The 24,002-nt window shown below is 56.1% G+C and carries 19 protein-coding genes; 4 read left to right on the top strand and 15 right to left on the bottom strand.

Features of this window, described 5'->3' with window-relative positions; translation table 11 throughout:
• Window positions 1-106: 106 nt before the first annotated feature.
• From AOC04_RS04870 to mtnA, 10 genes are all read right to left on the bottom strand, one after another.
• On the bottom strand, window positions 107-358 hold the full coding sequence (locus AOC04_RS04870; protein WP_060691404.1) for a lipopolysaccharide assembly protein LapA domain-containing protein: 252 nt from the start codon (window positions 356-358) through the stop codon (window positions 107-109).
• Between the two features lie 24 nt (window positions 359-382).
• Window positions 383-679 (bottom strand): integration host factor subunit beta, encoded by a 297-nt coding sequence (ihfB, locus tag AOC04_RS04865; protein ID WP_048365589.1) that lies wholly within the window; start codon window positions 677-679, stop codon window positions 383-385.
• A gap of 393 nt (window positions 680-1,072) precedes the next feature.
• Complete coding sequence (rpsA, locus tag AOC04_RS04860; protein ID WP_003447106.1) at window positions 1,073-2,767, bottom strand: 30S ribosomal protein S1; 1,695 nt, start codon at window positions 2,765-2,767, stop codon at window positions 1,073-1,075.
• Window positions 2,768-2,889: 122 nt separating this feature from the next.
• The gene (cmk, locus tag AOC04_RS04855) at window positions 2,890-3,579 is read right to left on the bottom strand and encodes a (d)CMP kinase (RefSeq protein WP_060691403.1); all 690 of its coding nucleotides are present in this window, start codon (window positions 3,577-3,579) and stop codon (window positions 2,890-2,892) included.
• Complete coding sequence (locus AOC04_RS04850; protein ID WP_060691402.1) at window positions 3,576-5,807, bottom strand: bifunctional prephenate dehydrogenase/3-phosphoshikimate 1-carboxyvinyltransferase; 2,232 nt, start codon at window positions 5,805-5,807, stop codon at window positions 3,576-3,578. Before AOC04_RS04850 ends, cmk begins: the two co-directional genes overlap by 4 nt.
• Window positions 5,808-5,811: 4 nt before the next feature.
• Window positions 5,812-6,924: a histidinol-phosphate transaminase gene (hisC, locus tag AOC04_RS04845; RefSeq protein WP_060691401.1), complete on the bottom strand. Its 1,113-nt coding sequence runs from the start codon at window positions 6,922-6,924 to the stop codon at window positions 5,812-5,814.
• An 11-nt stretch (window positions 6,925-6,935) separates the two neighbouring features.
• A complete protein-coding gene (gene pheA, locus AOC04_RS04840; RefSeq protein ID WP_060691400.1) occupies window positions 6,936-8,030 on the bottom strand; it encodes a prephenate dehydratase in 1,095 nt (364 codons plus the stop codon).
• A complete protein-coding gene (gene serC / locus AOC04_RS04835) occupies window positions 8,030-9,115 on the bottom strand; it encodes a 3-phosphoserine/phosphohydroxythreonine transaminase (protein ID WP_060696870.1) in 1,086 nt (361 codons plus the stop codon). The genes pheA and serC overlap by 1 nt, the downstream gene beginning before the upstream one ends.
• A gap of 187 nt (window positions 9,116-9,302) precedes the next feature.
• Window positions 9,303-11,966: a DNA gyrase subunit A gene (gene gyrA, locus AOC04_RS04830; protein ID WP_060691399.1), complete on the bottom strand. Its 2,664-nt coding sequence runs from the start codon at window positions 11,964-11,966 to the stop codon at window positions 9,303-9,305.
• A gap of 389 nt (window positions 11,967-12,355) precedes the next feature.
• Window positions 12,356-13,432 (bottom strand): S-methyl-5-thioribose-1-phosphate isomerase, encoded by a 1,077-nt coding sequence (mtnA, locus tag AOC04_RS04825; protein ID WP_060691398.1) that lies wholly within the window; start codon window positions 13,430-13,432, stop codon window positions 12,356-12,358.
• Between the two features lie 108 nt (window positions 13,433-13,540).
• Here mtnA and AOC04_RS04820 point away from each other — a divergent pair, with 108 nt between their 5' ends.
• The 4 genes from AOC04_RS04820 to AOC04_RS04805 all read left to right on the top strand — a co-directional run bounded on the left by AOC04_RS04820 (window position 13,541) and on the right by AOC04_RS04805 (window position 17,093).
• Window positions 13,541-14,872 (top strand): TRZ/ATZ family hydrolase, encoded by a 1,332-nt coding sequence (locus AOC04_RS04820; RefSeq protein WP_060691397.1) that lies wholly within the window; start codon window positions 13,541-13,543, stop codon window positions 14,870-14,872.
• 64 nt (window positions 14,873-14,936) lie between these two features.
• Window positions 14,937-15,635 carry a bifunctional 2-polyprenyl-6-hydroxyphenol methylase/3-demethylubiquinol 3-O-methyltransferase UbiG gene (gene ubiG / locus AOC04_RS04815; RefSeq protein WP_060691396.1) on the top strand — a complete coding sequence of 233 codons (699 nt, stop codon included), beginning with the start codon at window positions 14,937-14,939 and terminating at the stop codon, window positions 15,633-15,635.
• A 3-nt stretch (window positions 15,636-15,638) separates the two neighbouring features.
• Window positions 15,639-16,310 carry an N-acetylmuramic acid 6-phosphate phosphatase MupP gene (gene mupP, locus AOC04_RS04810; protein WP_060691395.1) on the top strand — a complete coding sequence of 224 codons (672 nt, stop codon included), beginning with the start codon at window positions 15,639-15,641 and terminating at the stop codon, window positions 16,308-16,310.
• Between the two features lie 42 nt (window positions 16,311-16,352).
• Window positions 16,353-17,093 carry a YciK family oxidoreductase gene (locus tag AOC04_RS04805; protein WP_060691394.1) on the top strand — a complete coding sequence of 247 codons (741 nt, stop codon included), beginning with the start codon at window positions 16,353-16,355 and terminating at the stop codon, window positions 17,091-17,093.
• Between the two features lie 87 nt (window positions 17,094-17,180).
• On the opposite strand, the gene AOC04_RS04800 is transcribed toward AOC04_RS04805, so the two are convergent.
• The 5 genes from AOC04_RS04800 to trhO all read right to left on the bottom strand — a co-directional run bounded on the left by AOC04_RS04800 (window position 17,181) and on the right by trhO (window position 23,989).
• Window positions 17,181-17,966 (bottom strand): TenA family transcriptional regulator, encoded by a 786-nt coding sequence (locus AOC04_RS04800; RefSeq protein WP_060691393.1) that lies wholly within the window; start codon window positions 17,964-17,966, stop codon window positions 17,181-17,183.
• A gap of 45 nt (window positions 17,967-18,011) precedes the next feature.
• Complete coding sequence (locus AOC04_RS04795; RefSeq protein WP_060691392.1) at window positions 18,012-20,471, bottom strand: EAL domain-containing protein; 2,460 nt, start codon at window positions 20,469-20,471, stop codon at window positions 18,012-18,014.
• Between the two features lie 132 nt (window positions 20,472-20,603).
• Window positions 20,604-22,484, bottom strand: a complete 1,881-nt coding sequence (locus tag AOC04_RS04790) for an ABC transporter ATP-binding protein (protein WP_418054940.1) — start codon at window positions 22,482-22,484, stop codon at window positions 20,604-20,606.
• Window positions 22,414-23,049 (bottom strand): DsbA family protein, encoded by a 636-nt coding sequence (locus tag AOC04_RS04785; protein WP_060691390.1) that lies wholly within the window; start codon window positions 23,047-23,049, stop codon window positions 22,414-22,416. The genes AOC04_RS04790 and AOC04_RS04785 overlap by 71 nt, the downstream gene beginning before the upstream one ends.
• A 1-nt stretch (window position 23,050) precedes the next feature.
• The gene (trhO, locus tag AOC04_RS04780) at window positions 23,051-23,989 is read right to left on the bottom strand and encodes an oxygen-dependent tRNA uridine(34) hydroxylase TrhO (protein ID WP_060691389.1); all 939 of its coding nucleotides are present in this window, start codon (window positions 23,987-23,989) and stop codon (window positions 23,051-23,053) included.
• Between the last annotated feature and the right edge of the window lie 13 nt (window positions 23,990-24,002).

The following is a 24,002-nucleotide window of genomic DNA, read 5'->3' as shown; positions in this document are numbered from 1 at the left end:
ATTTTTACGGTTGCCATTGGACCGATCAACCAATAGCTGAACACTCGCCCAGCCACATTGCCGTGAAAACAGACTATTAACACCTACCGTTTGAAATCCGAAATACCTAGGAATGGGCCAATAAGCTGCGTTTTAGCTTCGCAGCTTTTCGTTTATAGGCTACAAAGCCCATTACGGGACCTATAGCCATTCCCAATAGCAGCCCGGCTATAAAAATCAACGAGACTGGCAGTTCTGCAGATCGCCATACGAGAAACATCAGCGAAGTTGGCTGCTGGTTTTCAAGGATGAACATTACCGTCCCCAGAACTACCACTAGCCCAAAAACCACCAGCACCACACGCTTAAAGTCACGCATATGAGGCTCCTATATCCTTAAGGGTTAAAGGTCGTCTTCCTCATCTTCATTAACGCGATCCCGGAGCTCTTTGCCCGGCTTGAAATGAGGAACAAATTTACCATCGAGACTGACTGACTGACCGGTCTTTGGATTACGCCCAACTCGCGGTGCTCGATAGTGTAGCGAGAAGCTGCCAAAACCACGGATTTCGATTCGATCTCCGGTTGCGAGGCACTGGGACATTTGTTCAAGCATGGTCTTGATAGCCAACTCTACATCCTTGGATGAAAGTAGCCCTTGATGGGTGACAATTCGTTCGATCAACTCCGACTTCGTCATATTTTTCCCTTCTTTTTCAAGCAGCTAGATCAGCGCTTCAAAGGTTTTAGCATGATCGAAAGAATTTGAACAGCCCAGGGATTGACTTATCTCTACCGACAGCACCGCTATGCCAAACCTCCAGCAGATTACAAAAACAGGCTAGAGACGCAAGCGTATGAGCCATTACCCCCGCCACAGGCGTTACAGCCGCTCTTCCCAGCAGGCTTGCGCAATAAGACACTTCAAGCTGTGCACGATAGCAGTACTTGCACCGACAAGCCCTAGCACGTCATCACAGACCAGGCAGCCAGACTTCGTCGTCGAGATAGCGGGACATTGTGCAAACGAGCTCAAATTAAAGGCACAAAAAAGGGCGACCTAAGTCGCCCTTTTTTTATGGTAATTCAGAACTTAGTTCTGTTTTTCCATTTGTGCACGCAGCAGGTCGCCCAGAGTGGTCGGACCAGCAGCAGGCTCAGAGGTCGCTGGCTTGTCGCGCAGGCTCTGAATTGCTTCCTTCTCGTCTTCAACGTCTTTCGACTTGATGGACAATTGGATTACGCGGCTTTTGCGATCAACGCTGATGATCTTGGCTTCTACTTCTTCGCCTTCTTTCAGAACGTTACGTGCATCTTCGATGCGGTCACGGCTGATTTCGGAGGCTTTCAGAGTTGCTTCGATATCCGGAGCCAAAGTGATGATGGCGCCTTTAGCGTCAACTTCTTTCACGATGCCCTTAACGATTGCGCCTTTGTCGTTCTCTTGTACGTACTCGGAGAACGGATCGCTTTCCAGCTGCTTGATACCCAGGGAGATGCGCTCGCGCTCTGGATCAACAGACAGGATAACGGTGTCCAACTCGTCGCCCTTCTTGAAACGACGTACGGCTTCTTCGCCAACTTCGTTCCAGGAAATGTCGGACAGGTGAACCAGGCCGTCGATGCCGCCGTCCAGACCAATGAAGATACCGAAATCGGTGATCGACTTGATGGTGCCGGAGATTTTATCGCCCTTGTTGAACTGGCCAGAGAAATCTTCCCATGGGTTAGATTTGCACTGCTTGATGCCGAGGGAGATACGACGACGCTCTTCATCGATGTCCAGAACCATAACTTCCACTTCGTCGCCGACTTGTACGACTTTCGAAGGGTGGATGTTTTTGTTGGTCCAGTCCATTTCGGAAACGTGTACCAGACCTTCAACGCCTTCTTCCAGCTCAGCGAAGCAGCCGTAGTCGGTCAGGTTGGTAACACGAGCGGTAACGCGAGTACCTTCTGGGTAACGGGCTTTGATAGCAACCCATGGATCTTCGCCCAGTTGCTTCAGGCCCAGGGAAACACGATTGCGTTCGCGATCGTACTTCAGAACCTTGACATCGATCTCGTCGCCAACGTTGACGATTTCGGAAGGATGCTTGATACGCTTCCAAGCCATGTCAGTGATGTGCAACAGGCCATCAACACCGCCCAGATCGACGAATGCGCCGTAATCCGTGAGGTTTTTGACGATACCTTTAACTTGCTGACCTTCTTGCAAGGATTCCAGCAGAGCTTCGCGCTCGGCCGAGTTCTCTGCTTCAAGCACGCTACGACGAGAAACAACAACGTTGTTGCGCTTCTGGTCCAACTTGATAACTTTGAATTCCAGCTCTTTGCCTTCCAGGTGCGTAGTATCGCGCACTGGACGAACGTCAACCAGAGAACCTGGCAGGAACGCACGGATGCCGTTAACGTCGACAGTGAAGCCGCCTTTAACCTTACCGTTGATAACGCCCTTGACAACTTCTTCTGCTGCGAAGGCTGCTTCCAGAACGATCCAGCATTCAGCGCGCTTGGCTTTTTCACGGGACAGTTTGGTTTCGCCAAAGCCGTCTTCGACCGCGTCCAGCGCAACGTGAACTTCATCACCGATGTTGATGTTCAGTTCGCCAGCGTCGTTGTGGAACTGTTCCAGCGGGATGAGGCCTTCAGACTTCAAACCAGCGTGAACGGTTACCCAACCAGCTTGGTAATCGATATCAACGATGATAGCGGTGATGATAGAGCCAGCCTGAAGATTCAGGGTTTTTAGGCTTTCTTCAAAGAGTTCTGCAAAGCTTTCGCTCATTTTAATTCCTGTTGATCAAGGGCGAAGGATACGCCCATCTGCCACATTCCAGACAATGTGGGTTACGTTCATATAAAAGAAGGCACGCAGGACTATTTCTGGTCTCCTGCACGCTTTCTTGGTCATCCAGCGATATCGCGAAGTGCGATTTCACTCATGATTTTTTCAAGCACCTGGTCGATCGACAACTCCGTGGAGTCCAGCTGTATCGCATCAGCCGCCGGTTTAAGCGGGGCTATTGCACGCTGCGTGTCACGCTCATCACGGGCACGTATCTCATCTAGCAGACCCGAGAGACTAACATCATCGCCCTTGGCCTTCAACTGCAAGTAACGGCGACGGGCCCTTTCCTCGGCGCTAGCCGTCAGAAATACCTTCAGCGGCGAGTCCGGAAAAACCACCGTGCCCATATCGCGACCATCTGCAACCAGACCGGGAAACTCCTGAAATGCACGCTGACGTTGCAGCAAAGCCTCTCGTACAGCGGGTAACGCCGCTACTTTCGAGGCTCCCGCAGCTACAGTCTCACTGCGAATGGCGTGAGTGACGTCATCACCTTCCAGAACAATGCGCGCGGGCTTGCCGTCCGTCGCTCCGACGAACTGCACATCAAGATGTGCCGCCAGTTTTTCGAGCAGCGGCTCGTTATCCAGCGCAACACCATGATTAGTCGCGGCAAACGCGAGCAAGCGGTACAAGGCACCAGAATCGAGCAAATTCCACCCCAGACGCTTGGCCAGGATACCGGCAACGGTACCCTTGCCCGAACCACTAGGACCGTCGATGGTGATAACCGGCGCCGGGGCAATCACGACTGCGCCTCTTGCGCCACTCGAATGCCTACTTGCTTGCACAGGGCAAGGAAGTTAGGGAACGAGGTCGCGACATTGGCACAATCATGAATACGGATAGGAGCCGTGGCTCGCAGCGAAGCAATACTGAATGCCATCGCAATGCGGTGGTCGCCATGACCATGAACTTCACCGCCTCCAATGGAGCCGCCATCAATAATGATGCCATCCGGGGTCGGCTCGCATTTCACGCCCAGCGTCAGCAGACCATCAGCCATGACCTGAATACGATCAGACTCCTTGACCCGCAACTCTTCAGCACCGCGCAGGATCGTACGACCTTCTGCCACAGCTGCCGCCACGAACAGCACCGGAAATTCATCAATCGCCAACGGCACCAGCTCTTCAGGAATCTCGATACCTTTAAGTCTGGCTGCGCGCACACGCAGATCAGCTACAGGCTCACCACCTACTTCGCGCTGGTTCTCGAGGGTGATATCCGCCCCCATCAATCGCAAGATATCGATAACGCCGGTACGGGTCGGGTTGATACCGACATGCTCCAGCACCAGATCGGAACCCTCGGCGATCGAGGCTGCTACCAGGAAGAACGCCGACGATGAGATATCCCCGGGCACTTCAATGTGGGTTGCCGTGAGCTTATGACCCGACTCGACCGAGGCTGTCGCCCCTTCAACACTGACCGGATAGCCAAAACCACGCAGCATGCGCTCGGTATGGTCACGAGTGGGCGCTGGCTCAGTAACGGAGGTTTTGCCTTCAGCATACAAACCGGCCAGCAGCAGACAGGATTTAACCTGGGCACTGGCCATCGGCAGGGTGTAATCCATCCCCTTGAGCGCATGCCCGCCACGAATAGTCATCGGCGGACGACCTTCAGCAGCAGTTTCAATCACCGCACCCATTTCACGCAGCGGGTTAGCCACGCGATTCATCGGACGCTTGCTCAGCGAGGCATCGCCGGTCAACGTTGTGTCAAAGCCCTGCGCAGCCAACAAGCCCGACAACAGACGCATCGAAGTACCGGAGTTACCCAGGTAAATCGGGCCCGGCGGAGCTTTCAAACCGTGCAGACCTACTCCATGAATGGTGACACGACCATGATGCGGACCTTCGATCACCACCCCCATGTCACGGAATGCCTGCAGCGTTGCCAGAGCGTCTTCGCCTTCAAGGAAGCCTTCGACCTCAGTTGTGCCTTCAGCCAATGAGCCAAGCATGATTGAGCGGTGAGAAATCGACTTGTCACCTGGTACACGAATCTGGCCGTTTACTTTGCCACCTGGTTCAGCCAGGAAAATCAGATCATTTGAATTCATAGGGTCCACATATGCCCGGCGGGCCAGGATTTTACTGAAATGCTCGCGAGCAACCCGGGCGCGAGTAAAGACGCCCAGTAATTGATGCCCGTCCCCTGCGTCGACCGCGTCGCGCAAGGCGTCGAGATCACTGCGAAATGTATCCAATGTGCGCAACACCGCCTCGCGGTTCGCGAGAAAAATGTCATGCCACATTACCGGGTCGCTTCCGGCGATTCTTGTGAAATCGCGAAAACCTCCCGCAGCGTAACGAAAGATATCCAGATTCTCATTGCGCTTGGCAAGAGAGTCCACCAACCCGAACGCCAGCAGATGCGGCAAATGACTGGTTGCAGCCAGCACCTCATCATGACGCTCGACCTGCATATGCTCGACGTCTGCCCCCAGGGCACGCCACATGGTATCTACCAGGGCCAACGCCGCAGGATCAGTCTCGGCCACAGGCGTCAAAATAACCTTGTGCCGCTCGAACAGACTGGCATTAGAAGCTTCGACGCCACTTTGCTCCGACCCGGCAATAGGATGCCCGGGGACAAAGCGTGCCGGCATCGCACCAAAAGCCTGAGTCGCTGCACGCACGACATTACCTTTGGCGCTGCCCACATCGGTCAATACTGCATGCCCCAGATCCATACCCGCCAACAAGCCGAGCATTTTCTCCATGGCCAGAATCGGCACCGCCAACTGAATGACATCGGCACCACAGCAGGCGGTTGCAAGATCAGCTTCGCAGCGATCCACCACACCCAACTCTACAGCCAGCACACGCGATGCAGGGTCCAGATCGACCCCGACCACCTCGGTGCACAGTCCGCTTTCGCGCATGCCTTTGGCGAAGGAGCCGCCAATCAGGCCCAGCCCGACCACAACCAGACGCCCCACTACAGGCTTTACAGATTTCAACAACATTACATCAACCACGAGCAAGAACCTTGGCCAGCGCCTCAAGCAGGCGGGTGTTTTCCGCCGGCAGGCCAATAGTGATGCGCAGATGGTTCGACATACCGTAATTGGCCACCGGACGCACAATCACGCCTTCACGCAACAACCCCTGATAAACAGGGGCGGCTACTTGACCCAGGTCTACCGCAACAAAGTTGCCTCGGGACGGAATCCAATCCAGGCCCAGCTCGCGAAAGCCATCCTGCAACTGCTGCATGCCGGCCTCGTTAAGGCGGCGGCTTTCAGCCAGGTAGTCTGCATCCTGCAGTGCGGCACAAGCCGCCGCCAACGCCAGGCTGTTGACATTGAAAGGCTGGCGAACCCGATTCAACACGTCCGCCACCACAGGCGTCGACAGACCATAGCCGACGCGCAAGGCAGCCAGACCATAAGCTTTGGAGAAGGTACGGGAAACCAGAAGATTAGGATAAGCCGAGAGGAACTCGAGACCGTCCGGCAGCTCGCCGCCTTCAGCGTATTCGATATAGGCCTCGTCCAGCACGACCAAAACCCGCTCAGGCACATCCTGCAAAAATTCGTTCAGCGCATCAACGCCAAACCAGGTTCCCGTAGGGTTATTCGGATTGGCAATGAAAACCACACGGGTATCACTGTCAATCGCCTCAAGCATGGCTGGCAGGTCGTGCCCCCAGTCCTTGGCCGGCACCACTTTGGCCTGCGCGCCTACGGCCTGGGTCACAATCGGATACACCGCAAATGCATGCTCACTGAACACGGCATTCAGGCCCGGCGCCAGGTAGGCCCGCGCTACCAGCTCCAGAATGTCGTTGGAGCCATTACCCAGCGTCACCTGATCAAGCTGCACGCCGCAACGCTCAGCCAACAAGCTCTTGAGGGCAAAACCGTTGCCATCCGGATAACGCGTCAGTTCGGCCAACTCGTCACGAATGGCTTGCAACGCCTTCGGGCTCGCACCCATAGGATTTTCATTGCTGGCCAGTTTGACGATGGTTGCCGGATCTATGCCCAGCTCTCGCGCCAGTTCGTCCACAGGCTTGCCCGGAACGTAAGGCGAAAGTTGTTGTACGCCCGGCTGCGCCAGGGCGAGAAAATCACCGCTCATGTATGACCGCCTCAGAGAACCGCTTTCGGGTAGGAACCCAACACTTTAAGTGCCACTGCTTCTTGGCTGATTTGCTCGAGCACACTTTTGACCAGTGGGTCGCGGTGATGGCCGGCAAAGTCGATAAAGAATACATAGGTCCATTTACCGCTACGCGAAGGACGCGTCTCGATACGTGTCAGATCGATCCCGTTTTCATGGAACGGCACCAGCAACTCGTGCAAGGCACCAGGACGGTTACTCATCGATACAATAATCGATGTCTTGTCATCGCCCGTCGGCGGCACTTCCTGACTGCCGATCATCAAGAAGCGCGTTGAGTTGTCCGGACGATCTTCAATTTTTTCAGCCAGCCGGGTCAGGCCATAGAGGCCTGCTGCCATATCGCCAGCAATCGCTGCCGAGTTCCACTCACCCTTGACCCGCTTGGCCGCCTCGGCATTGCTCGAAACCGCAACACGCTCGACGTTCGGATAATGCGCGTCCAGCCATTTGCGGCACTGGGCCAACGACTGGGCATGGGAGTAGATACGGCTGATGCTGTCGGTCTTGGTGTTTTCACCCACCAGCAGGTGATGGTGGATCCGCAGCTCAACTTCGCCACAGATCACCATGTCGTGCTCGAGAAAGCTGTCCAGCGTGTGGTTCACGGCACCTTCGGTGGAGTTCTCCACAGGCACCACACCAAAGTTGACGGCACCCGCCGCCACTTCGCGGAATACCTCATCGATCGCAGCCATCGGCTTGCTGATAACAGCATGACCAAAGTGCTTCATTGCCGCAGCTTGAGTAAAGGTGCCTTCAGGTCCGAGGTAGGCCACTTTCAGTGGCTGCTCCAGCGCCAGGCACGAAGACATGATTTCGCGGAACAGACGCGCCATTTCTTCATTGCCCAACGGGCCTTTATTGCGCTCCATCACACGTTTGAGCACCTGCGCTTCACGCTCAGGCCGATAAAATACCGGAACTTCGCCTTCAGCCAGGGTGGCCATTTTTACCCGCGCCACTTCCTGGGCGCAGCGGGCACGCTCACTGATCAGCTCCAGAACCTTTTCGTCCAGGCTGTCGATGCGCACGCGCAGCGCCTTGAGTTCTTGCTCGGACATTAGCCGTGTTCCTTCTCGAACTCTGCCATGTAAGCCACCAACGCGTTAACCGCGGTGATGTCCACAGCGTTATAGATAGAAGCCCGCATGCCACCCACCGAGCGATGCCCTTTTAGGTTCAGCAGCCCGCGAGCTTCAGCACCCACCAGGAATGGCTTGTCCAGACGATCGTCTGCCAGACGGAACGGCACGTTCATCCATGAGCGATCCGACTTGTTGATCGGGTTGCTGTACAAGCCGCTGGCGTCGATGAAGTCATACAGGGTGCGTTTCTTGACTTCGTTAAGCTTGCCGATGGCTTCAACACCACCCTGCTCTTTGAGCCACTCAAACACCAGACCGGACAGATACCAGGCCAGTGTCGGAGGCGTGTTGTACATGGAGCCGTTATCTGCCGCCACTTTGTAATCGAGCATCGTCGGGCAAATCGATCGCGCCCTGCCCAGCAAGTCTTCACGAATGATATTGACCACAATACCGCTCGGCCCGATGTTTTTCTGGGCCCCTGCGTAGATCATGCCGAAGCGGGAGATATCAACCGGACGCGACAAAATGTCGGAGGACATGTCAGCAACCAACGGCACATCACCCGTTTGCGGGATCCAGTCGAACTCCAGGCCACCAATGGTTTCATTCGGCGCGTAATGAACGTAGGCCGCGTCTTTCGACAGATTCCACTCGTTCTGACCGGGAATTGCGAAGTAATCGTAAGGCTTGGCGCTCGCTGCCACGTTGATGTGGCCAAAGCGCGAACCTTCTTCAATGGCTTTTTGCGACCAGATGCCGGTATCGATGTAATCCGCCTTGCCATTTTCAGGCAGCAGATTCAGTGGAATCTGGGCAAATTGCTGGCTTGCGCCACCCTGCAGAAACAGGACTTTATAGTTCGAGGGAATAGACAGCAGGTCACGCAGATCCTGCTCAGCCTTGGTCGCGATGGACACGAACTCATCACTACGATGGCTCATCTCCATGACCGAGAGGCCCTTGCCATGCCAGTCGAGCAACTCGGACTGGGCACGCAACAGGACAGCTTCAGGAAGCGCAGCAGGACCTGCGCAGAAGTTATAGGCTCGTTTGCTCACATCCACTCTCGCTCTGATTTGGTGGGTCACGCAATAAATCAATTATCAACACAGTGCTCAATGCGGGGGGCGCGCTTGCGATAGCGGTGTAACAGTCAGCATTGACAGTTAGTCAGTCATCGCGAGCGAGCTCGCTCCTGCACATACAACAAGGGGGCGAATCTTCATCCGCCCCCTGTGTGCCCGCTTATTCCTGCGGCTGCTCTTCGTCAGCGCCAGCCTCTAGCGGCTGCTCGTCGTCGACACCATCGTGAATGGCCTCATCATCGAGTTCAGCACCACCATCGACTTCACCTTCAAGCTCTTCACCCTCGACTTCCGACGGCTCCTGAACCCGCTCCAGGCCGACCAGCGTTTCATCGCTGGCCAACTTGATCAAGGTAACGCCCTGAGTATTACGACCCAGGCTCGATACCTCATCGACACGAGTACGCACCAGTGTGCCCTGATCGGAGATCAGCATGATCTCTTCGCCATCAAGCACCTGGACTGCACCGACCAGGCGGCCGTTACGGTCGTTGCTGACCATGGCAATAACGCCCTGACCGCCACGCTTGTACTCAGGGAACTCGCTGATCGCAGTCCGCTTGCCATAACCGCGCGCCGAAGCGGTGAGGATCTGGCTGCCCTCTTCAGGAATCAGCATCGAAATCAGCTTCTGACCTTCTGGCAGACGCATGCCGCGCACACCGCGGGCAGTACGACCCATGGCCCGCACGTCAGACTCTTTAAAGCGAGTCACCTTGCCGCCATCGGAGAACAGCATGACTTCGCGCTCACCATCGGTAATGGCGGCACTGATCAGCACGTCACCTTCGTCCAGTTCAAGCGCAATCAAGCCCACGCTGCGCTGGCGGCTGAAGGATTCGAGCGGGGTCTTCTTCACGGTACCGTTAGCGGTAGCCATAAAGATGAAGTGACCCTCGGTGTACTCCTCGACCGGCAGCATGGTGGTGATGTATTCACCCTCACCCAACGGCAGCAGGTTAACCAGCGGACGACCCCGTGCAGCACGTGATGCCTCAGGGATTTCGTAGGTTTTGAGCCAGTACACCTTGCCTTTGCTGGAGAACAGCAAGAGCGTGGTGTGGCTGTTGGCAACCAGCAGGTGAGCAATGTAGTCCTCATCCTTGACGCCAGTAGCCGACTTGCCTTTGCCGCCACGACGCTGGGCCTGGTACGCAGCCAGCGGCTGAGTCTTGGCGTAGCCACCGTGGGAGATGGTCACCACACGCTCTTCTTCCGGGATCATGTCACCCAGGGTCAGATCGAGACGATGATCCAGAATTTCGGTACGACGAACGTCGCCGTATTCCGCACGAATAACTTCCAGTTCCTCGCGGATCACTTCCATCAAGCGCACTGCGCTATTGAGGATGCGGATCAGCTCACCGATCTGGTTGAGGATTTCCTGGTACTCAGCCAGCAGCTTCTCGTGCTCAAGACCGGTCAAACGGTGCAGGCGCAGCTCAAGGATGGCTTGGGCCTGCTCTGGCGACAGGAAGTACTTGCCCTCGCGCAGACCGTATTGCGGATCAAGGTTGTCAGGGCGGCACGAATCCGCACCGGCGCGCTCAACCATTGCCACTACCGCACTGGACTCCCAAGGCGTGCTGATCAGCGCTTCCTTGGCTTCAGACGGGGTTGGCGAGGCTTTGATCAACGCGATAACCGGATCGATGTTGGACAGGGCAACCGCCTGGCCTTCAAGGATGTGACCACGTTCGCGGGCTTTGCGCAGTTCGAAAACAGTACGACGGGTAACCACTTCACGACGGTGACGAACGAACGCTTCCAGCAGGTCCTTTAGGTTCAGGATCCGCGGGCGACCGTCGATCAACGCAACGATGTTGATACCGAACACGGCTTGCAGCTGGGTCTGGGCATAAAGGTTATTAAGAATAACCTCCGGCACTTCACCACGACGCAGCTCGATTACAACACGCATACCGTCCTTGTCGGACTCGTCACGCAGCTCGGTGATGCCTTCGAGTTTCTTCTCTTTAACCAGCTCGGCGATCTTCTCGATCAGACGCGCCTTGTTCAGCTGGTACGGCAGCTCGGTGATCACGATCTGCTGACGACCACCGACCTTGTCGATGTCTTCAATCATCGAGCGGGCACGCATGTAAATACGGCCACGACCGGTGCGATAGGCTTCAATGATGCCGGCTCGACCGTTGATGATTGCAGCTGTCGGGAAGTCAGGGCCCGGGATGAACTGCATCAGTTCATCGATGCTCAGCTCCGGGTTGTCGATAAGCGCCAGACAACCGTCGATGACTTCGCCGAGGTTGTGCGGCGGAATATTGGTGGCCATGCCCACAGCGATACCGCTGGAGCCGTTGACCAGCAAGTTGGGAATGCGGGTCGGCATGACGGCCGGGATCATTTCCGTGCCGTCGTAGTTCGGCACCCAGTCCACGGTCTCTTTGTGCAAGTCGGCCAGTAGTTCGTGGGCCAGCTTGGTCATGCGCACTTCGGTGTATCGCATGGCCGCAGCGTTGTCGCCGTCGACCGAACCGAAGTTGCCTTGACCGTCTACCAGCAGGTAGCGCAGGGAGAATGGCTGAGCCATTCGAACGATGGTGTCGTAAACCGCGGTATCACCATGCGGGTGATACTTACCGATTACGTCACCGACCACACGGGCAGATTTCTTGTACGGCTTGTTCCAGTCGTTGTTCAGTTCGCTCATCGCAAACAGCACACGCCGGTGCACGGGCTTCAAGCCATCGCGTGCATCAGGCAGTGCCCGCCCGACAATTACGCTCATTGCGTAGTCGAGGTAGGACTGTTTCAGCTCGTCTTCGATATTGACCGGGAGGATTTCTTTGGCCAGTTCGCCCATGAGAAGCCTGATTCCTTTTTCGGGTGAAACTTCGCCACATCCATTCGGGACGAACGAAGCTCGCCGCTGCTGACCACGTGTCATGCAGCGACTTACGACAAATCAACGAGTTATGACACGGATTTGCGCAGTAAGGGCAACCCTTGCGGACTACCCTGGAAACCGCCGAATGTTATCACAATCGCCGCCACGCACCTATCCCCCAGACGCGCATGGAGCATAGTAATTGGCCAGGTGATGGGCCTGAGCGTGTCCAGAGAGGCTCTGGAAGCGATTGAAGGGATAAAGAGAGTGATTGCGCAGCTCCTGGCGAAGGCGATGTTAAAGTCCGAAGAGCCTGCAAAAACAGGGCAGCTTCGCCACCCTTCTCCGGCAACTACAAGAACGCCTCAGTGCAAGCGCTTGCGACACATCAATTGCGCCATTTTGGCCGCATCCGGGCGTTCAACTATGCCCTTCTCGGTCACAAGCACATCAATCAGATCGGCCGGTGTCACATCAAATACCGGGTTGAATGCCTGCACCTGCACAGCGACAGGCTTACCACCGACCTCCAGCAACTCACTCCCCTCACGCTCCTCAACAGGGATGTCGTCACCACTGGCCAGCTCCATATCGATGGTCGAACTGGGCGCTACCACCATGAAGCGTACGCCGTGATGCATGGCATTTACTGCCAGCTGATAGGTACCAATCCTGTTTGCCACATCGCCATTGGCCGCGATTCGGTCAGCGCCCACTATTACCCAGGTCGCACCCTTGGTTTTCATGATGTGTGCCGCAGCCGAGTCCACATTGAGCACCACCGGAATGCCTTCGTTCGCCAACTCCCAGGCAGTGAGTCGCGCGCCCTCCAGCCCGGGCCGGGTTTCGTCGGCATAAACCTGCTCGATCATGCCCTCCATCCAGGCACCGCGAATCACTCCCAGCGCCGTGCCAAAACCACCAGTGGCCAGTGCACCGGCATTGCTGTGGGTCAACACAGTCTGAGCGTTGCCCTGATGACGACGGATCACATCGACACCCAACTGGGCCATGGTCAGATTGGCCTCACGATCACTTTCATGAATGGCTAGCGCCTCAGCCTCCAGTATTTGCAGAGCATCGGCATTACCTTTGGCACGTGTCAATCGGTCACGCATACGATTAAGCGCCCAGAGCAAATTCATTGCAGTGGGCTGTGAGTCCGCCAACAGTGCGAAATCTTCCTCCAGCGCCGCCACCCAATCACCGCCTGCGGCCTTTCGCACGCGAGCCGCCAACACCACGCCATAGGCTGCGGCAATGCCGATCGCCGGAGCACCGCACACAACCATTTCGCGAATCGCCCGGGCCACCTCTTGCGCACCGGTACAGGCCAGCCACGTCTCATCAAAAGGCAAGCTACGCTGATCCAGCAGATACAGGGCCTCACCCCGCCAATCGATGGCTTTTACCTTTTCCGCCGCCAACAGTCGATCGCGCATGCTTTCCCCTATCACACAGATACAAAGCCGCCGATTATAGCGAGCCCACCTTTAAGACGCTCGGGTATACTTCGCCTCCTTTTGACATTGCACTGGAAGCCGTTTTCGATGCCCACCCCGCCCCTGCACCTCGATCTGCTGCTGCTGCCGACCTGGCTGGTACCCGTAGAGCCCGCCGGGGTTGTGCTCAAGGAACATGGCGTCGGTATCAGGGACGGACGCATCGTATTCATTGGCCCACGCCTCGAAGCCCTGAAACATGCCGCCAGCGAAACCCGCGAACTGCCTGGCATGCTGCTAAGCCCCGGCCTGATCAATGCCCATGGCCATGCGGCCATGACCCTGTTCCGCGGGATGGCCGATGACCTGCCGCTGATGACGTGGCTGGAGCAGCATATCTGGCCCGCAGAAGCAAAGTGGGTAGATGAAGACTTCGTGCGCGACGGCACCGATCTGGCCATTGCCGAGCAACTCAAGGGCGGCATTACCTGTTTCAGTGACATGTATTTTTACCCCAAGACCGCCAGCGAGCGGGTGCACAACAGCGGCATTCGTGCACAAATCGCCATTCCGATTCTCGACTTTCCGATTCCTGGCGCCAGCTCTGCTGATGAAGCACTGCGCCAGGCCGTCGAGTTGTTTGGCGACCTGAAGTATCACCCGCGAATCAAAATTGCCTTCGGCCCCCACGCCCCCTACACGGTAGGCGATGAGAACCTGGAAAAAGTCCGGGTAATGGCCGATGAGCTTGATGCTGCAATTCAGATGCACGTACACGAAACTGCCTTCGAAGTGCAGCAGGCTGTTGGGCAACATGGCGAGCGTCCGCTGGCTCGCCTTGCCCGCCTGGGTTTGCTGGGACCCCGTTTTCAGGCCGTCCACATGACCCAGATCAGCGATGACGACCTGACCATGCTGGTAGAAAGCAACGCCAGTGTGATCCATTGCCCCGAATCCAATCTCAAACTGGCCAGCGGCTTTTGCCCTGTCGAGCGCTTGTGGCTGGCAGGGGTCAATGTGGCGATTGGCACTGACGGTGCTGCCAGCAATAATGACCTGGACCTGCTGGGCGAAACCCGTACAGCCGCCTTACTGGCCAAAGCCGTAGCCGGCTCGGCCACAGCACTGGATGCACATCGCGCATTGCGCATGGCAACCCTTAACGGGGCCCGGGCACTGGGGCTGGATAACGAAATCGGCTCAATCGAGCCTGGCAAAGCCGCCGACCTGGTAGCTTTCGACCTGAGCGGGCTGGCCCAGCAACCGATTTATGACCCTGTATCGCAACTGATCTACGCCACCGGCCGCGATTGCGTAAAACACCTGTGGGTCGGGGGCAAACAATTGCTCGATGATGGCAAACTGACCCGAATGGACGAGCCGCAACTCTGCGCAACCGCCCAGGCCTGGGGCCAGCGCATCAGCAGCCAGACGCATTGATTCAAAACCTTCAGGCCTGCGCCCGAAGTAATACCAGGATTTTTCAGCTTTAGAGGATTTACCCATGAGCAACGTTGACCACGCCGAGATCGCTAAATTCGAAGCGCTTGCCCATCGCTGGTGGGATCGTGAAAGCGAGTTCAAACCCCTGCACGACATCAACCCGCTGCGCCTCAACTGGATTGACGAGCACGTGCAACTGGCTGGCAAAAAAGTGCTCGATGTCGGTTGCGGTGGCGGCATTCTCAGCGAGTCCATGGCACAGCGCGGCGCAACCGTAACGGGCATTGACATGGGCGAAGCCCCGCTGGCCGTGGCCAAACTTCATCAGCTCGAATCCGGCGTGAATGTTGAATACCGCCAGATCACTGCCGAAGAACTGTCCGTCGAAATGCCCGGGCAGTTCGATGTTGTGACTTGCCTTGAAATGCTCGAGCACGTGCCTGATCCGGCATCGGTGATCCGCGCCTGCTACCGCATGGTCAAACCGGGCGGCCAGGTGTTCTTCTCGACCATCAACCGCAACCCGAAATCGTATCTGTTCGCGATTATCGGCGCGGAATACATCATGAAGCTGATCCCGCGCGGGACTCATGATTTCAAGAAATTCATCCGCCCTTCCGAACTGGGTGCCTGGAGCCGCCAGGCCGGCCTGAGCGTCAAGGACATCATTGGCCTGACCTACAACCCACTCACCAAGCACTACAAGCTGGCCGCCGATGTCGACGTCAACTACATGATCCAGACCCTACGCGAGGAGTAACCCATGCGCTTAAGAGCAGTTCTTTTTGACATGGACGGCACCCTGCTCGATACCGCTCCGGACTTTATCGCCATCTGCCAGGCCATGCGTGCAGAACGCGGCCTGGCACCCGTTGCAGACAAACTGATACGCGACGAGATCTCCGGGGGCGCACGCGCCATGGTTGCCGTAACGTTCGGCATGGACCCTGAAGCACCCGGGTTCGAAGCACTGCGCCTTGAGTTCCTCGAACGCTATCAGCAGGATTGTGCGGTACACACCAAGCTGTTTGATGGCATGGAACAACTGCTGAGCGATATTGAAAAAGCCCATCTGGTGTGGGGTGTGGTAACCAACAAGCCAGTACGCTTTGCTCAACCGATCATGGAACGGCTGGGCTTGGCAGAGCGCTCGGCAGTACTGATCTGCCCGGACCACGTGAGCCGCAGCAAACCCGACCCCGAACCCATGATTCTCGCCTGCAAAATGCTCAACCTTGACCCGGCCAGCGTTCTGTTTGTAGGTGATGACTTGCGCGACATAGAGTCTGGCCGCGATGCCGGCACCAAGACCGCCGCTGTACGCTTTGGCTACATCCACCCCGACGACAACCCCGACCACTGGGGCGCCGACGTCGTGGTCGATCACCCAAGCGAGTTGCGCAAAGTGCTGGATAACGCGGTGTGCAGCTGCTGACCGCGAGCGCAGAACGATCTTTGATTTGTGTTGAGGTTCTTTATGTTTGATTATTCCGCCCGCCCCGACCTGCTTCAGGGCCGGGTGATTCTGGTTACCGGTGCTGGTCGCGGCATCGGCGCGGCAGCAGCCAAAACCTATGCAGCGCACGGCGCAACCGTACTGCTGCTGGGTAAAACCGAGGCCAATCTGAGCCAGGTATATGACGCAATAGAAGCCGCCGGTCACCCGCAACCTGCGGTTATTCCTTTCAATCTCGAAACCGCCCAGCCTCATCAATACGATGAACTGGCCGCCATGATCGAAAGCGAGTTCGGCCATCTTGACGGGCTATTGCACAATGCCTCGATCATTGGCCCGCGCACCCCTCTGGAGCAGCTGTCGGGGGAGAACTTCATGCGCGTCATGCAGGTGAACGTAAACGCCATGTTTATGCTCACCAGCACCCTGCTACCACTGCTTAAATTGTCGCAGGACGCCTCGGTCATTTTCACTTCCAGCAGCGTCGGGCGTAAAGGCCGCGCCTACTGGGGGGCTTACGGCGTATCGAAGTTTGCCACCGAAGGCCTGATGCAGACCCTGGCTGACGAAGTCGATGGCGTGGCTGCCGTACGCTCCAACAGCATCAACCCGGGAGCCACCCGCACCAGCATGCGCGCAATGGCATACCCGGGAGAGAACCCGCAAAACAATCCAGAGCCTCAAGCCATCATGCCGGTTTACCTGTACCTGATGGGGCCCGACAGCACTGGCGTAAACGGCCAGGCGTTCAACGCCCAATAACCGATTGCTACACATAAAAAAACCGCCGGTAGCGAATAAACGCCACCGGCGGTTTTTTATAATCCAGGGCAAATCAATCGCGAGGAATCAGCCTTCAGCCAATTCCGGCCGCTTGCGCACGACCGGCTTTTTTTCATACTGCAGACAGCTTTGCAAAAACAGATACTGGAAGTCATAGCTCTTGCAAACCGCTTTGCGCAGCTCGGCTTGCAACGCTTCACTCGGATTCATCCCCGCCAGCGTGCAAATAATCTCCAAAGCCTCCCAAGGGTGCTCATCATCATACTGGGCATGCATCTTCAGCCATTTCATGGCGCGCTTGCGCCCCTCTGCCGGCAGCGACTCCTCGTAAACATTTTGCGAGCAAACAATTGCAGCCCACTCACCCACCGCCCCTTCAATGGCATAGTTGGTCGCGGCCATGGACACCGCCAGCGAATCAGCTGTGCAGGTATGCCAGCACCAGTCGTTCAGCGCCTGAAACTCGGACGGTATGTCCTGGCCATTCATGTCGGCAAGACTGACTCCGTGAGCATTGGCCCAGTTGACCCAGTAATCCGCATGGTTGAGTTCAACCCGAATATTGCGGATCAGCCACCGGCGGGCCATGTCTTCGCCAGGATGACGCCCATAACGGGTTTTCCCAAGATTACGCCCCATGTACAACGAAAACTGTTCGACCACCGGCCATCCGCCAATGAGGTACAACCGCATGATGGAGGGACTCAACGTGTTATCACGCATGCGTATGTAGATTTCATGCTCCACAACCCGACGCTTGCTCTCGCTGCAGTCGCGGATCAGCTTTTGAGCCCATTCTGGATAGCTGGTCGCTTCCATAAGAGGCCCGGTACGTACAAATGCATCCATCACAATCAAGTTCCTTCTCAGAGGTGACTTATAAAACCTGGCACCGCATCAACGCAAAGTGCCCGGCAACTTCAAAGTCAGGGCTTTGGGGCGTTTGGGTCGAGTCCACAAGCTGTCACACGTAAACAATTGTGGGCGCTCAACTATATATCCTTGGGCATAGTCGACCCCGATCTCAATCAAAGCCTGCTCAATTTGAGGGCTTTCAACAAACTCGGCAATAGTCTGCTTGCCCATAACGTGCCCTATATGATTGATCACCTCAACCATGGCCCGATTAATGGGGTCATCCAGCATATCCCTGACGAAACTACCGTCAATTTTCAAAAAGTCGACGGGTAAGTGTTTCAAGTAGGCAAAGGAAGACATGCCGGCACAAAAGTCATCCAGGGAAAAGTGACAACCCAGGCCCTTGAGCTCATTTATAAAGCGTATGGCACTGCCCAGGTTGGCAATGGCGCTGGTTTCGGTAATTTCAAAACAGATCCGCCCTGGAGCCACGCCATAACATTCAAATTGCTCGTGCAGAAAAGCCAGGAACTCTTCATCACCGATGGTCGAACCCGACAGGTTGATCGCACACATTGCCATCGACTGCCCAGCTCTCGGAGCAGGGCACTGGGAAATGATCTTGAACACGTTTTCGACCACCCAACGGTCAATCGAAGTCATCAGACCATACCGCTCAGCCGCCGGAATAAAGCTGTCAGGCAAAATCAGATCTGTACTGCCGTCCCGCAAGCGCAGCAGTATTTCAATGTGCCCTCCATCCTCCTCAGCACGCCCAAGAGGGGCGATCTCCTGGGAGTAGAGGCAAAACAGATTATCCTCCAGCGCCACATGCAAGCGCTGCACCCATGCCATCTCACCAAAGCGCAATGACAGTTCAGAATCATCCGCATGATAAACCTGAACCCTGTTGCGCCCCTTTTCCTTGGCCATGTAGCACGCCATGTCCGCAGCACGCATTGAAGCTTCCAGTGTCTGCGGGGCTTGATGAATATGAACCAGGCCAATGCTGATGGTGTTCAGAAACGGTCGACCCTTCCATGCAAAGTGCAGGCTCTGCACGGTTTGACGCAAACCCTCAGCAATTTTTTCAGCGGCATCGGCCGGGCAATTTTCCAGCAAGATACCGAACTCATCGCCCCCCAGACGTGCCAGCGTATCGCCCTCACGCAATCCGGAATGCAGCAATGCACAAATATGGCGCAACAACTCGTCACCGGCAGCGTGCCCGCAGGTGTCATTGACCAGCTTGAACTGATCCAGATCGAGGAACATCAATGCATGCCGGCCCTGCTGTCGGGCCAGATTCTGTAAAACCAGTTCCAGACGGTATTCAAACTCGCGGCGATTGGCCAGACCGGTGAGTGCATCGTGGGTCGCCTGCCAGGACAAGTTGGCAATGTATTGGCGCTCGCGAGTCATGTCGTGTAATACCAGTACCGCACCACTCACCTTGCCGGCATGAAGGATTGGCGCACCTACCAACGCAACCGAAACCGTACTGCCGTCCACACGCTGAATCAGTTTTGAGTGCTCACTGTTATTACCCAACTGACCACTGAGAATGCGGTCAATCAACCTGAAACCATCATCCAGGGCGTTCTCGTCCAGCAATTTGAATAATGCGGCCAGAGGAACGCCTTGTGCCTGTCCGGACTTCCAGTGTGTCAATTGTTCGGCGGCCGGGTTCATATAAGTTATCGCGCCGTTTACATCGGTACTTATTACCCCGTCACCAATAGATTCAAGTGTGATTTGCGCACGTTCTTTTTCAACCTGCAGGGCTTCGGCAAACTCACGACTCTGGGCCAAAACCTTGTGAGTACGCATAAGCGCTAAAGCAATCAGCCCTAGCGCCGTGGTCACATTCGTAATGATCAACAATTGCAGAATAAAGCGCGACCCCTCGCCCAGAGCGTCGCTAAAAGCTTTAGCAGCAGGGGTAACACCTTCGTTAATTTGGGAAATGGCTTTTTCCCAGCGCTCTTCGTCAGCGGCGCTGGCTTGATTGGCGGCGATAACCCGGTGAATGTCTTGAGCCAGGTTATCCAGTTCAATCAAGTACTCGTCACCCAGGCCCCACTTCTCAATGGCCGTATGCATATAACTGAAATTATGAAAGTTACGGTAAAACCAGATAATGCTCGGAACATCCTGCGCACTGTTACCGCCTTGCAGAATGCCTTCACGCGCTGCATTCAGGTCAGGAGGCGACTGATCCAGCGCAATCCGCAGCCGGTGCCCGCCTTGGGGCACACTCATCGCTTGCTGATATTTTTCAAAATCAGCCGGATTATGAGTATCGACATATAGATGAAGGTAGTAGATGGCGTCTTTTTGACCTTTAGACCACAAGCTTTCACCTGCGACGTATCCCCTCACCGCGGAGAGCATATAAAGACTGATACAACCCAATAGCGCCTGAAACAGCGCGACCGCAATAAAGGGCCAGACAATGCCCAAAAGGCGCGGGGTAACGAGGGGACGGTTGTGCTTCATGAGTTCCCTTTGTTTCAAGACGGCTAAAGAAAACCAGAGAAAATGCCTCAATCAAGTTGAGCCTAGGCTAGTTTCTGCCGCCCATCAGGATCACGGGTGCAACCCACATTTAAAAGCCCGGAATTCTCGCCGTCAGTTTTGCTGTAAATGCCCATACAGCCTGGCGTAAATACCTCCTTGCGCAATTAACTGTTGGTGATCGCCATCTTGCGCAATACGCCCGCCATCAAACACCAGCACACGATCTGCTTGTTTTACCGCAGATAAACGATGGGCAATAATTAAAGTGGTACGCCCGTTCAAAAATTTTCCCAAAGCGTGATGCAGGTTGTATTCCGTAGCGGTATCCAGGGCGCTGGTAGCCTCATCGAGGATCACCACCCGGGGTTCGGCCAGCACCATTCGCGCGATCGCCAGACGCTGGCGCTGTCCACCCGACAAGCGCACACCGGAACGCCCGACAATACTGTCCAGTCCTTGGGGCAACAAACGAATGGTACCGTCCAGCTGGGCAATTTCCAGAGCACGCCAACATGCGTCGTCCGTTCGCTCACGGCCCATGGTCAGGTTGGCCCGCACCGTATCGTTAAACAGCGCCGGATGCTGAAGCACCACGGCCACATGTTCGCGAATGGTTTCCAGGCCAATCTCCGACTGGCTGGCCCCGGCAAAATGGATGCTGCCTGACTGCGGGGTATAGAGCCCCAGCAATAGCTGCACCAAGGTACTTTTACCGCCCCCGCTGGTGCCCACAATGGCGACCTTTTCACCCGCTGCAATGGTCAGATTCAAACGATCCAGAATCTTCTCATCGCCATAGCTGAAGCTGAGGTCACGCACTTCGATATCAACGGTCTGACGCCCCTTGAATGGATCGACGCCACCGCGGTACTGCGGCTCATCACGACGCGCCAGTAACTGGTTGATCCGGGTAATCGCACCACCCGCGGCATAAAAGGCGTACTGCAGGTTAAGCAGTTGCTCGACCGGCCCGATCATGAACCACAGGTAGCTGAACACGGCGAGCATCTGGCCGATGGACAGATCGGAGAACAGCACCGTCAACATTGCCGCGGCACGGAAAATATCGATACCGAACTGGAACAACAGGCCACTGGCCCGGTTCGAGGCATCGCTTTTCCATTGGGATGACGTGGCGAAATCACGCACTTCCCGGGCCCGATTGCCCAAACGACCGAGGAAAAAGCCCTGACGATTGCCCGCGCGCACTTCCTGAATGGCGTCCAGGGTTTCCGTGAGCGCCTGGGTAAAACGCGCAGTGCTGTCGTTCTCCAGCTTTTTGAGGTGTTTGACGCGCTTGCCCAACTGCACGGTGGCGAAGATTACCAACGGGTTGAACAGCAGAATCAATAATGCCAACTGCCAGTGCATCCACAACAAAATCGCCGAGGTGCCAACCAAAGTCAGCATCGCAATCAAAAACCGGCTTAATGTTTCGCCGACAAATTTGTCGAGTGTGTCCAGGTCGGTGACCAAATGCGTGGTTACCGTACCACTGCCCAGACTTTCATACTCCGCCAGCGAGATGCGCTTGAGGCGTTCGATCAGCCGCAACCGGATGCGATATACGATGTCTTTGGACAGTCGGGAGAACAGGCGGGCCTGCAAGACGTTAAACAACAGCGCACCACAGCGCAGCATCAGCGTCACAAACAGCATCAAACCGATATAGCCCGCAGCACTTTGCCAGGCGGCCGGCAGCCCGTGATTCATGACTTTGAGCGCAGCATCCCCATTGCCCAGCAGCACTTCATCAACCAGTAACGGCAACAGCAACGGAATCGGCACGCTGCACAGCGTGGTTAATACCGCCACGCCATTGGCGAGCCACAAGGCTTTTTTATGGCGCAGGGCCAGACGACGGATTTCGCTCCAGCTCAGGCGATCTGTAGTGACAGGCGGCGATGTTGCCTGGTCGGGATCAAGCACGCTTGGCGCGTTCAAGCCAGCGGCCGAGCAAGTCGGACACCGGCCCCAGAGCCTGATAGCCATTGGTCAGCAGCGCCAGCTGACCGTCACGCTCGGCGAGCAAGGTAGGAAATCCGGCAATCCCCAGATCCTGCACCCAGGTAAAGTCGGCAGCGGTCGCGGCGTGCTGTTCGGCGCTGTCGAACGCTGCAGCAAACTCGATCCGCGGCAACCCGGCCGTCTCGGCCAGCTCGGCCAGCACACTGGCCTGAGTCACATCACGCCCCTGTACATAGAAAGCCTGCTGAATCAGCTTCACTAGTTTCCAGGCGCAATCGGGTGCCAGGCTGCGGGCCGCGACTACCGCCCGGCATGCTGGCTCGCAGTCATAGACAAAGCCATCGGGCAAGGCCCCCTCAAGCGTGAACGGTTGCCCGGTGGCAGCGGTCACAGCCTGCCAGTGTTCAAGGATGTAGCGCCGGGTCGCGGGCTCCAATGAAGCCGCACCGCCGGTGCGCAAGCCTCCGACCACCAGATGCAACTCTACCCCCGCAGCCTGCGCCTGCTCGACCAGGGCCTCGACGATGGGGGCAAAACCCCAGCACCACGAACACATAGGATCCATTACATAGAGCAGGCGTGCGGACATATCAGGCCTCGGCCGGTTTACGGTAGTTATGACCAATCGGATGCGGTTGGTTGCGGGCCTTGGCCAGGTCAATCTGCTTTTGCCGGTCAATGGCGCTGCGACGGGTTTTTTCGCTCAGTTTGTCCCAGCAATGCGGGCAACTGATGCCCGGCTGATAGTGCTCCGATTCGCGGTCAGCAATGCTGATCGGCGTGCGGCAGGCATGGCACTGATCGTATTCACCTTCACTCAGGTCGTGACGCACGGTAACCCGGTTATCAAACACGAAGCAGTCGCCTTGCCACTTGGTTTCTTCCAGCGGCACCTCTTCGAGATACTTCAATATCCCGCCCTTGAGGTGATAGACCTCGTCGAACCCCTGGCTGAGCATGTAGCTCGACGCTTTTTCACAACGAATGCCACCGGTGCAGAACATCGCGACTTTCTTGTGCTTGGCCGGGTCGAAGTTGGCTTTGATGTAGTCAGGAAATTCGCGAAAACTGGTGGTTTTCGGATCGATGGCACCTTCAAACGTACCAATAGAAACTTCGTAATCATTGCGGGTGTCGATCAGCAACACCTCAGGATCGCTGATCAGCGCATTCCAGTTCTCGGGGTCGACATAGGTCCCGACTTTTTTGTTCGGGTCTACGCCTTCTACGCCGAGGGTGACGATTTCTTTCTTGAGCTTGACCTTGGTCCGATAGAACGGCTGGTCATCGCAGTAGGATTCCTTGTGGTCAATATCGACCATGCGCGGGTCAGACCTGAGCCAGGCCATCAGCCCGTCAATGCCTTCACGAGTGCCTGAAACAGTACCGTTGATACCTTCTTCAGCAATCAGCAAAGTGCCCTTGACCCCATTGTCGACCATGGCCTTGAGCAAAGGCTCACGCAGCTCGACGTAATCTTGCAGGGTGACGAATTTATACAGTGCAGCTACCACAATTGGCGAAGTCATCGCATATTTCTCC

Origin of the sequence: Pseudomonas versuta (genome assembly GCF_001294575.1) — a bacterium.
Classification (GTDB): Bacteria; Pseudomonadota; Gammaproteobacteria; order Pseudomonadales; family Pseudomonadaceae; genus Aquipseudomonas; species Aquipseudomonas versuta.
This window is presented reverse-complemented; position numbering and strand designations above follow the sequence as displayed.

Bases quoted from the DNA above. Each gene is read 5' to 3' on its own strand.
- ubiG (WP_060691396.1), top strand. From the start codon at position 14,937: ATGAGCAACGTTGACCACGCCGAGATCGCTAAATTCGAAGCGCTTGCC.
- pheA (WP_060691400.1), bottom strand. From the start codon at position 8,030: ATGTCCGAGCAAGAACTCAAGGCGCTGCGCGTGCGCATCGACAGCCTG.
- AOC04_RS04790 (WP_418054940.1), bottom strand. From the start codon at position 22,484: ATGGCTATCAGGCTCTGGGGCCGGTGTCCGACTTGCTCGGCCGCTGGC.
- mupP (WP_060691395.1), top strand. From the start codon at position 15,639: ATGCGCTTAAGAGCAGTTCTTTTTGACATGGACGGCACCCTGCTCGAT.
- rpsA (WP_003447106.1), bottom strand. From the start codon at position 2,767: ATGAGCGAAAGCTTTGCAGAACTCTTTGAAGAAAGCCTAAAAACCCTG.
- AOC04_RS04785 (WP_060691390.1), bottom strand. From the start codon at position 23,049: ATGTCCGCACGCCTGCTCTATGTAATGGATCCTATGTGTTCGTGGTGC.
- AOC04_RS04795 (WP_060691392.1), bottom strand. From the start codon at position 20,471: ATGAAGCACAACCGTCCCCTCGTTACCCCGCGCCTTTTGGGCATTGTC.
- gyrA (WP_060691399.1), bottom strand. From the start codon at position 11,966: ATGGGCGAACTGGCCAAAGAAATCCTCCCGGTCAATATCGAAGACGAG.
- mtnA (WP_060691398.1), bottom strand. From the start codon at position 13,432: ATGCGCGATCGACTGTTGGCGGCGGAAAAGGTAAAAGCCATCGATTGG.
- AOC04_RS04850 (WP_060691402.1), bottom strand. From the start codon at position 5,807: ATGTTGTTGAAATCTGTAAAGCCTGTAGTGGGGCGTCTGGTTGTGGTC.
- trhO (WP_060691389.1), bottom strand. From the start codon at position 23,989: ATGACTTCGCCAATTGTGGTAGCTGCACTGTATAAATTCGTCACCCTG.
- hisC (WP_060691401.1), bottom strand. From the start codon at position 6,924: ATGAGCGGTGATTTTCTCGCCCTGGCGCAGCCGGGCGTACAACAACTT.
- AOC04_RS04870 (WP_060691404.1), bottom strand. From the start codon at position 358: ATGCGTGACTTTAAGCGTGTGGTGCTGGTGGTTTTTGGGCTAGTGGTA.
- AOC04_RS04805 (WP_060691394.1), top strand. From the start codon at position 16,353: ATGTTTGATTATTCCGCCCGCCCCGACCTGCTTCAGGGCCGGGTGATT.
- ihfB (WP_048365589.1), bottom strand. From the start codon at position 679: ATGACGAAGTCGGAGTTGATCGAACGAATTGTCACCCATCAAGGGCTA.
- AOC04_RS04820 (WP_060691397.1), top strand. From the start codon at position 13,541: ATGCCCACCCCGCCCCTGCACCTCGATCTGCTGCTGCTGCCGACCTGG.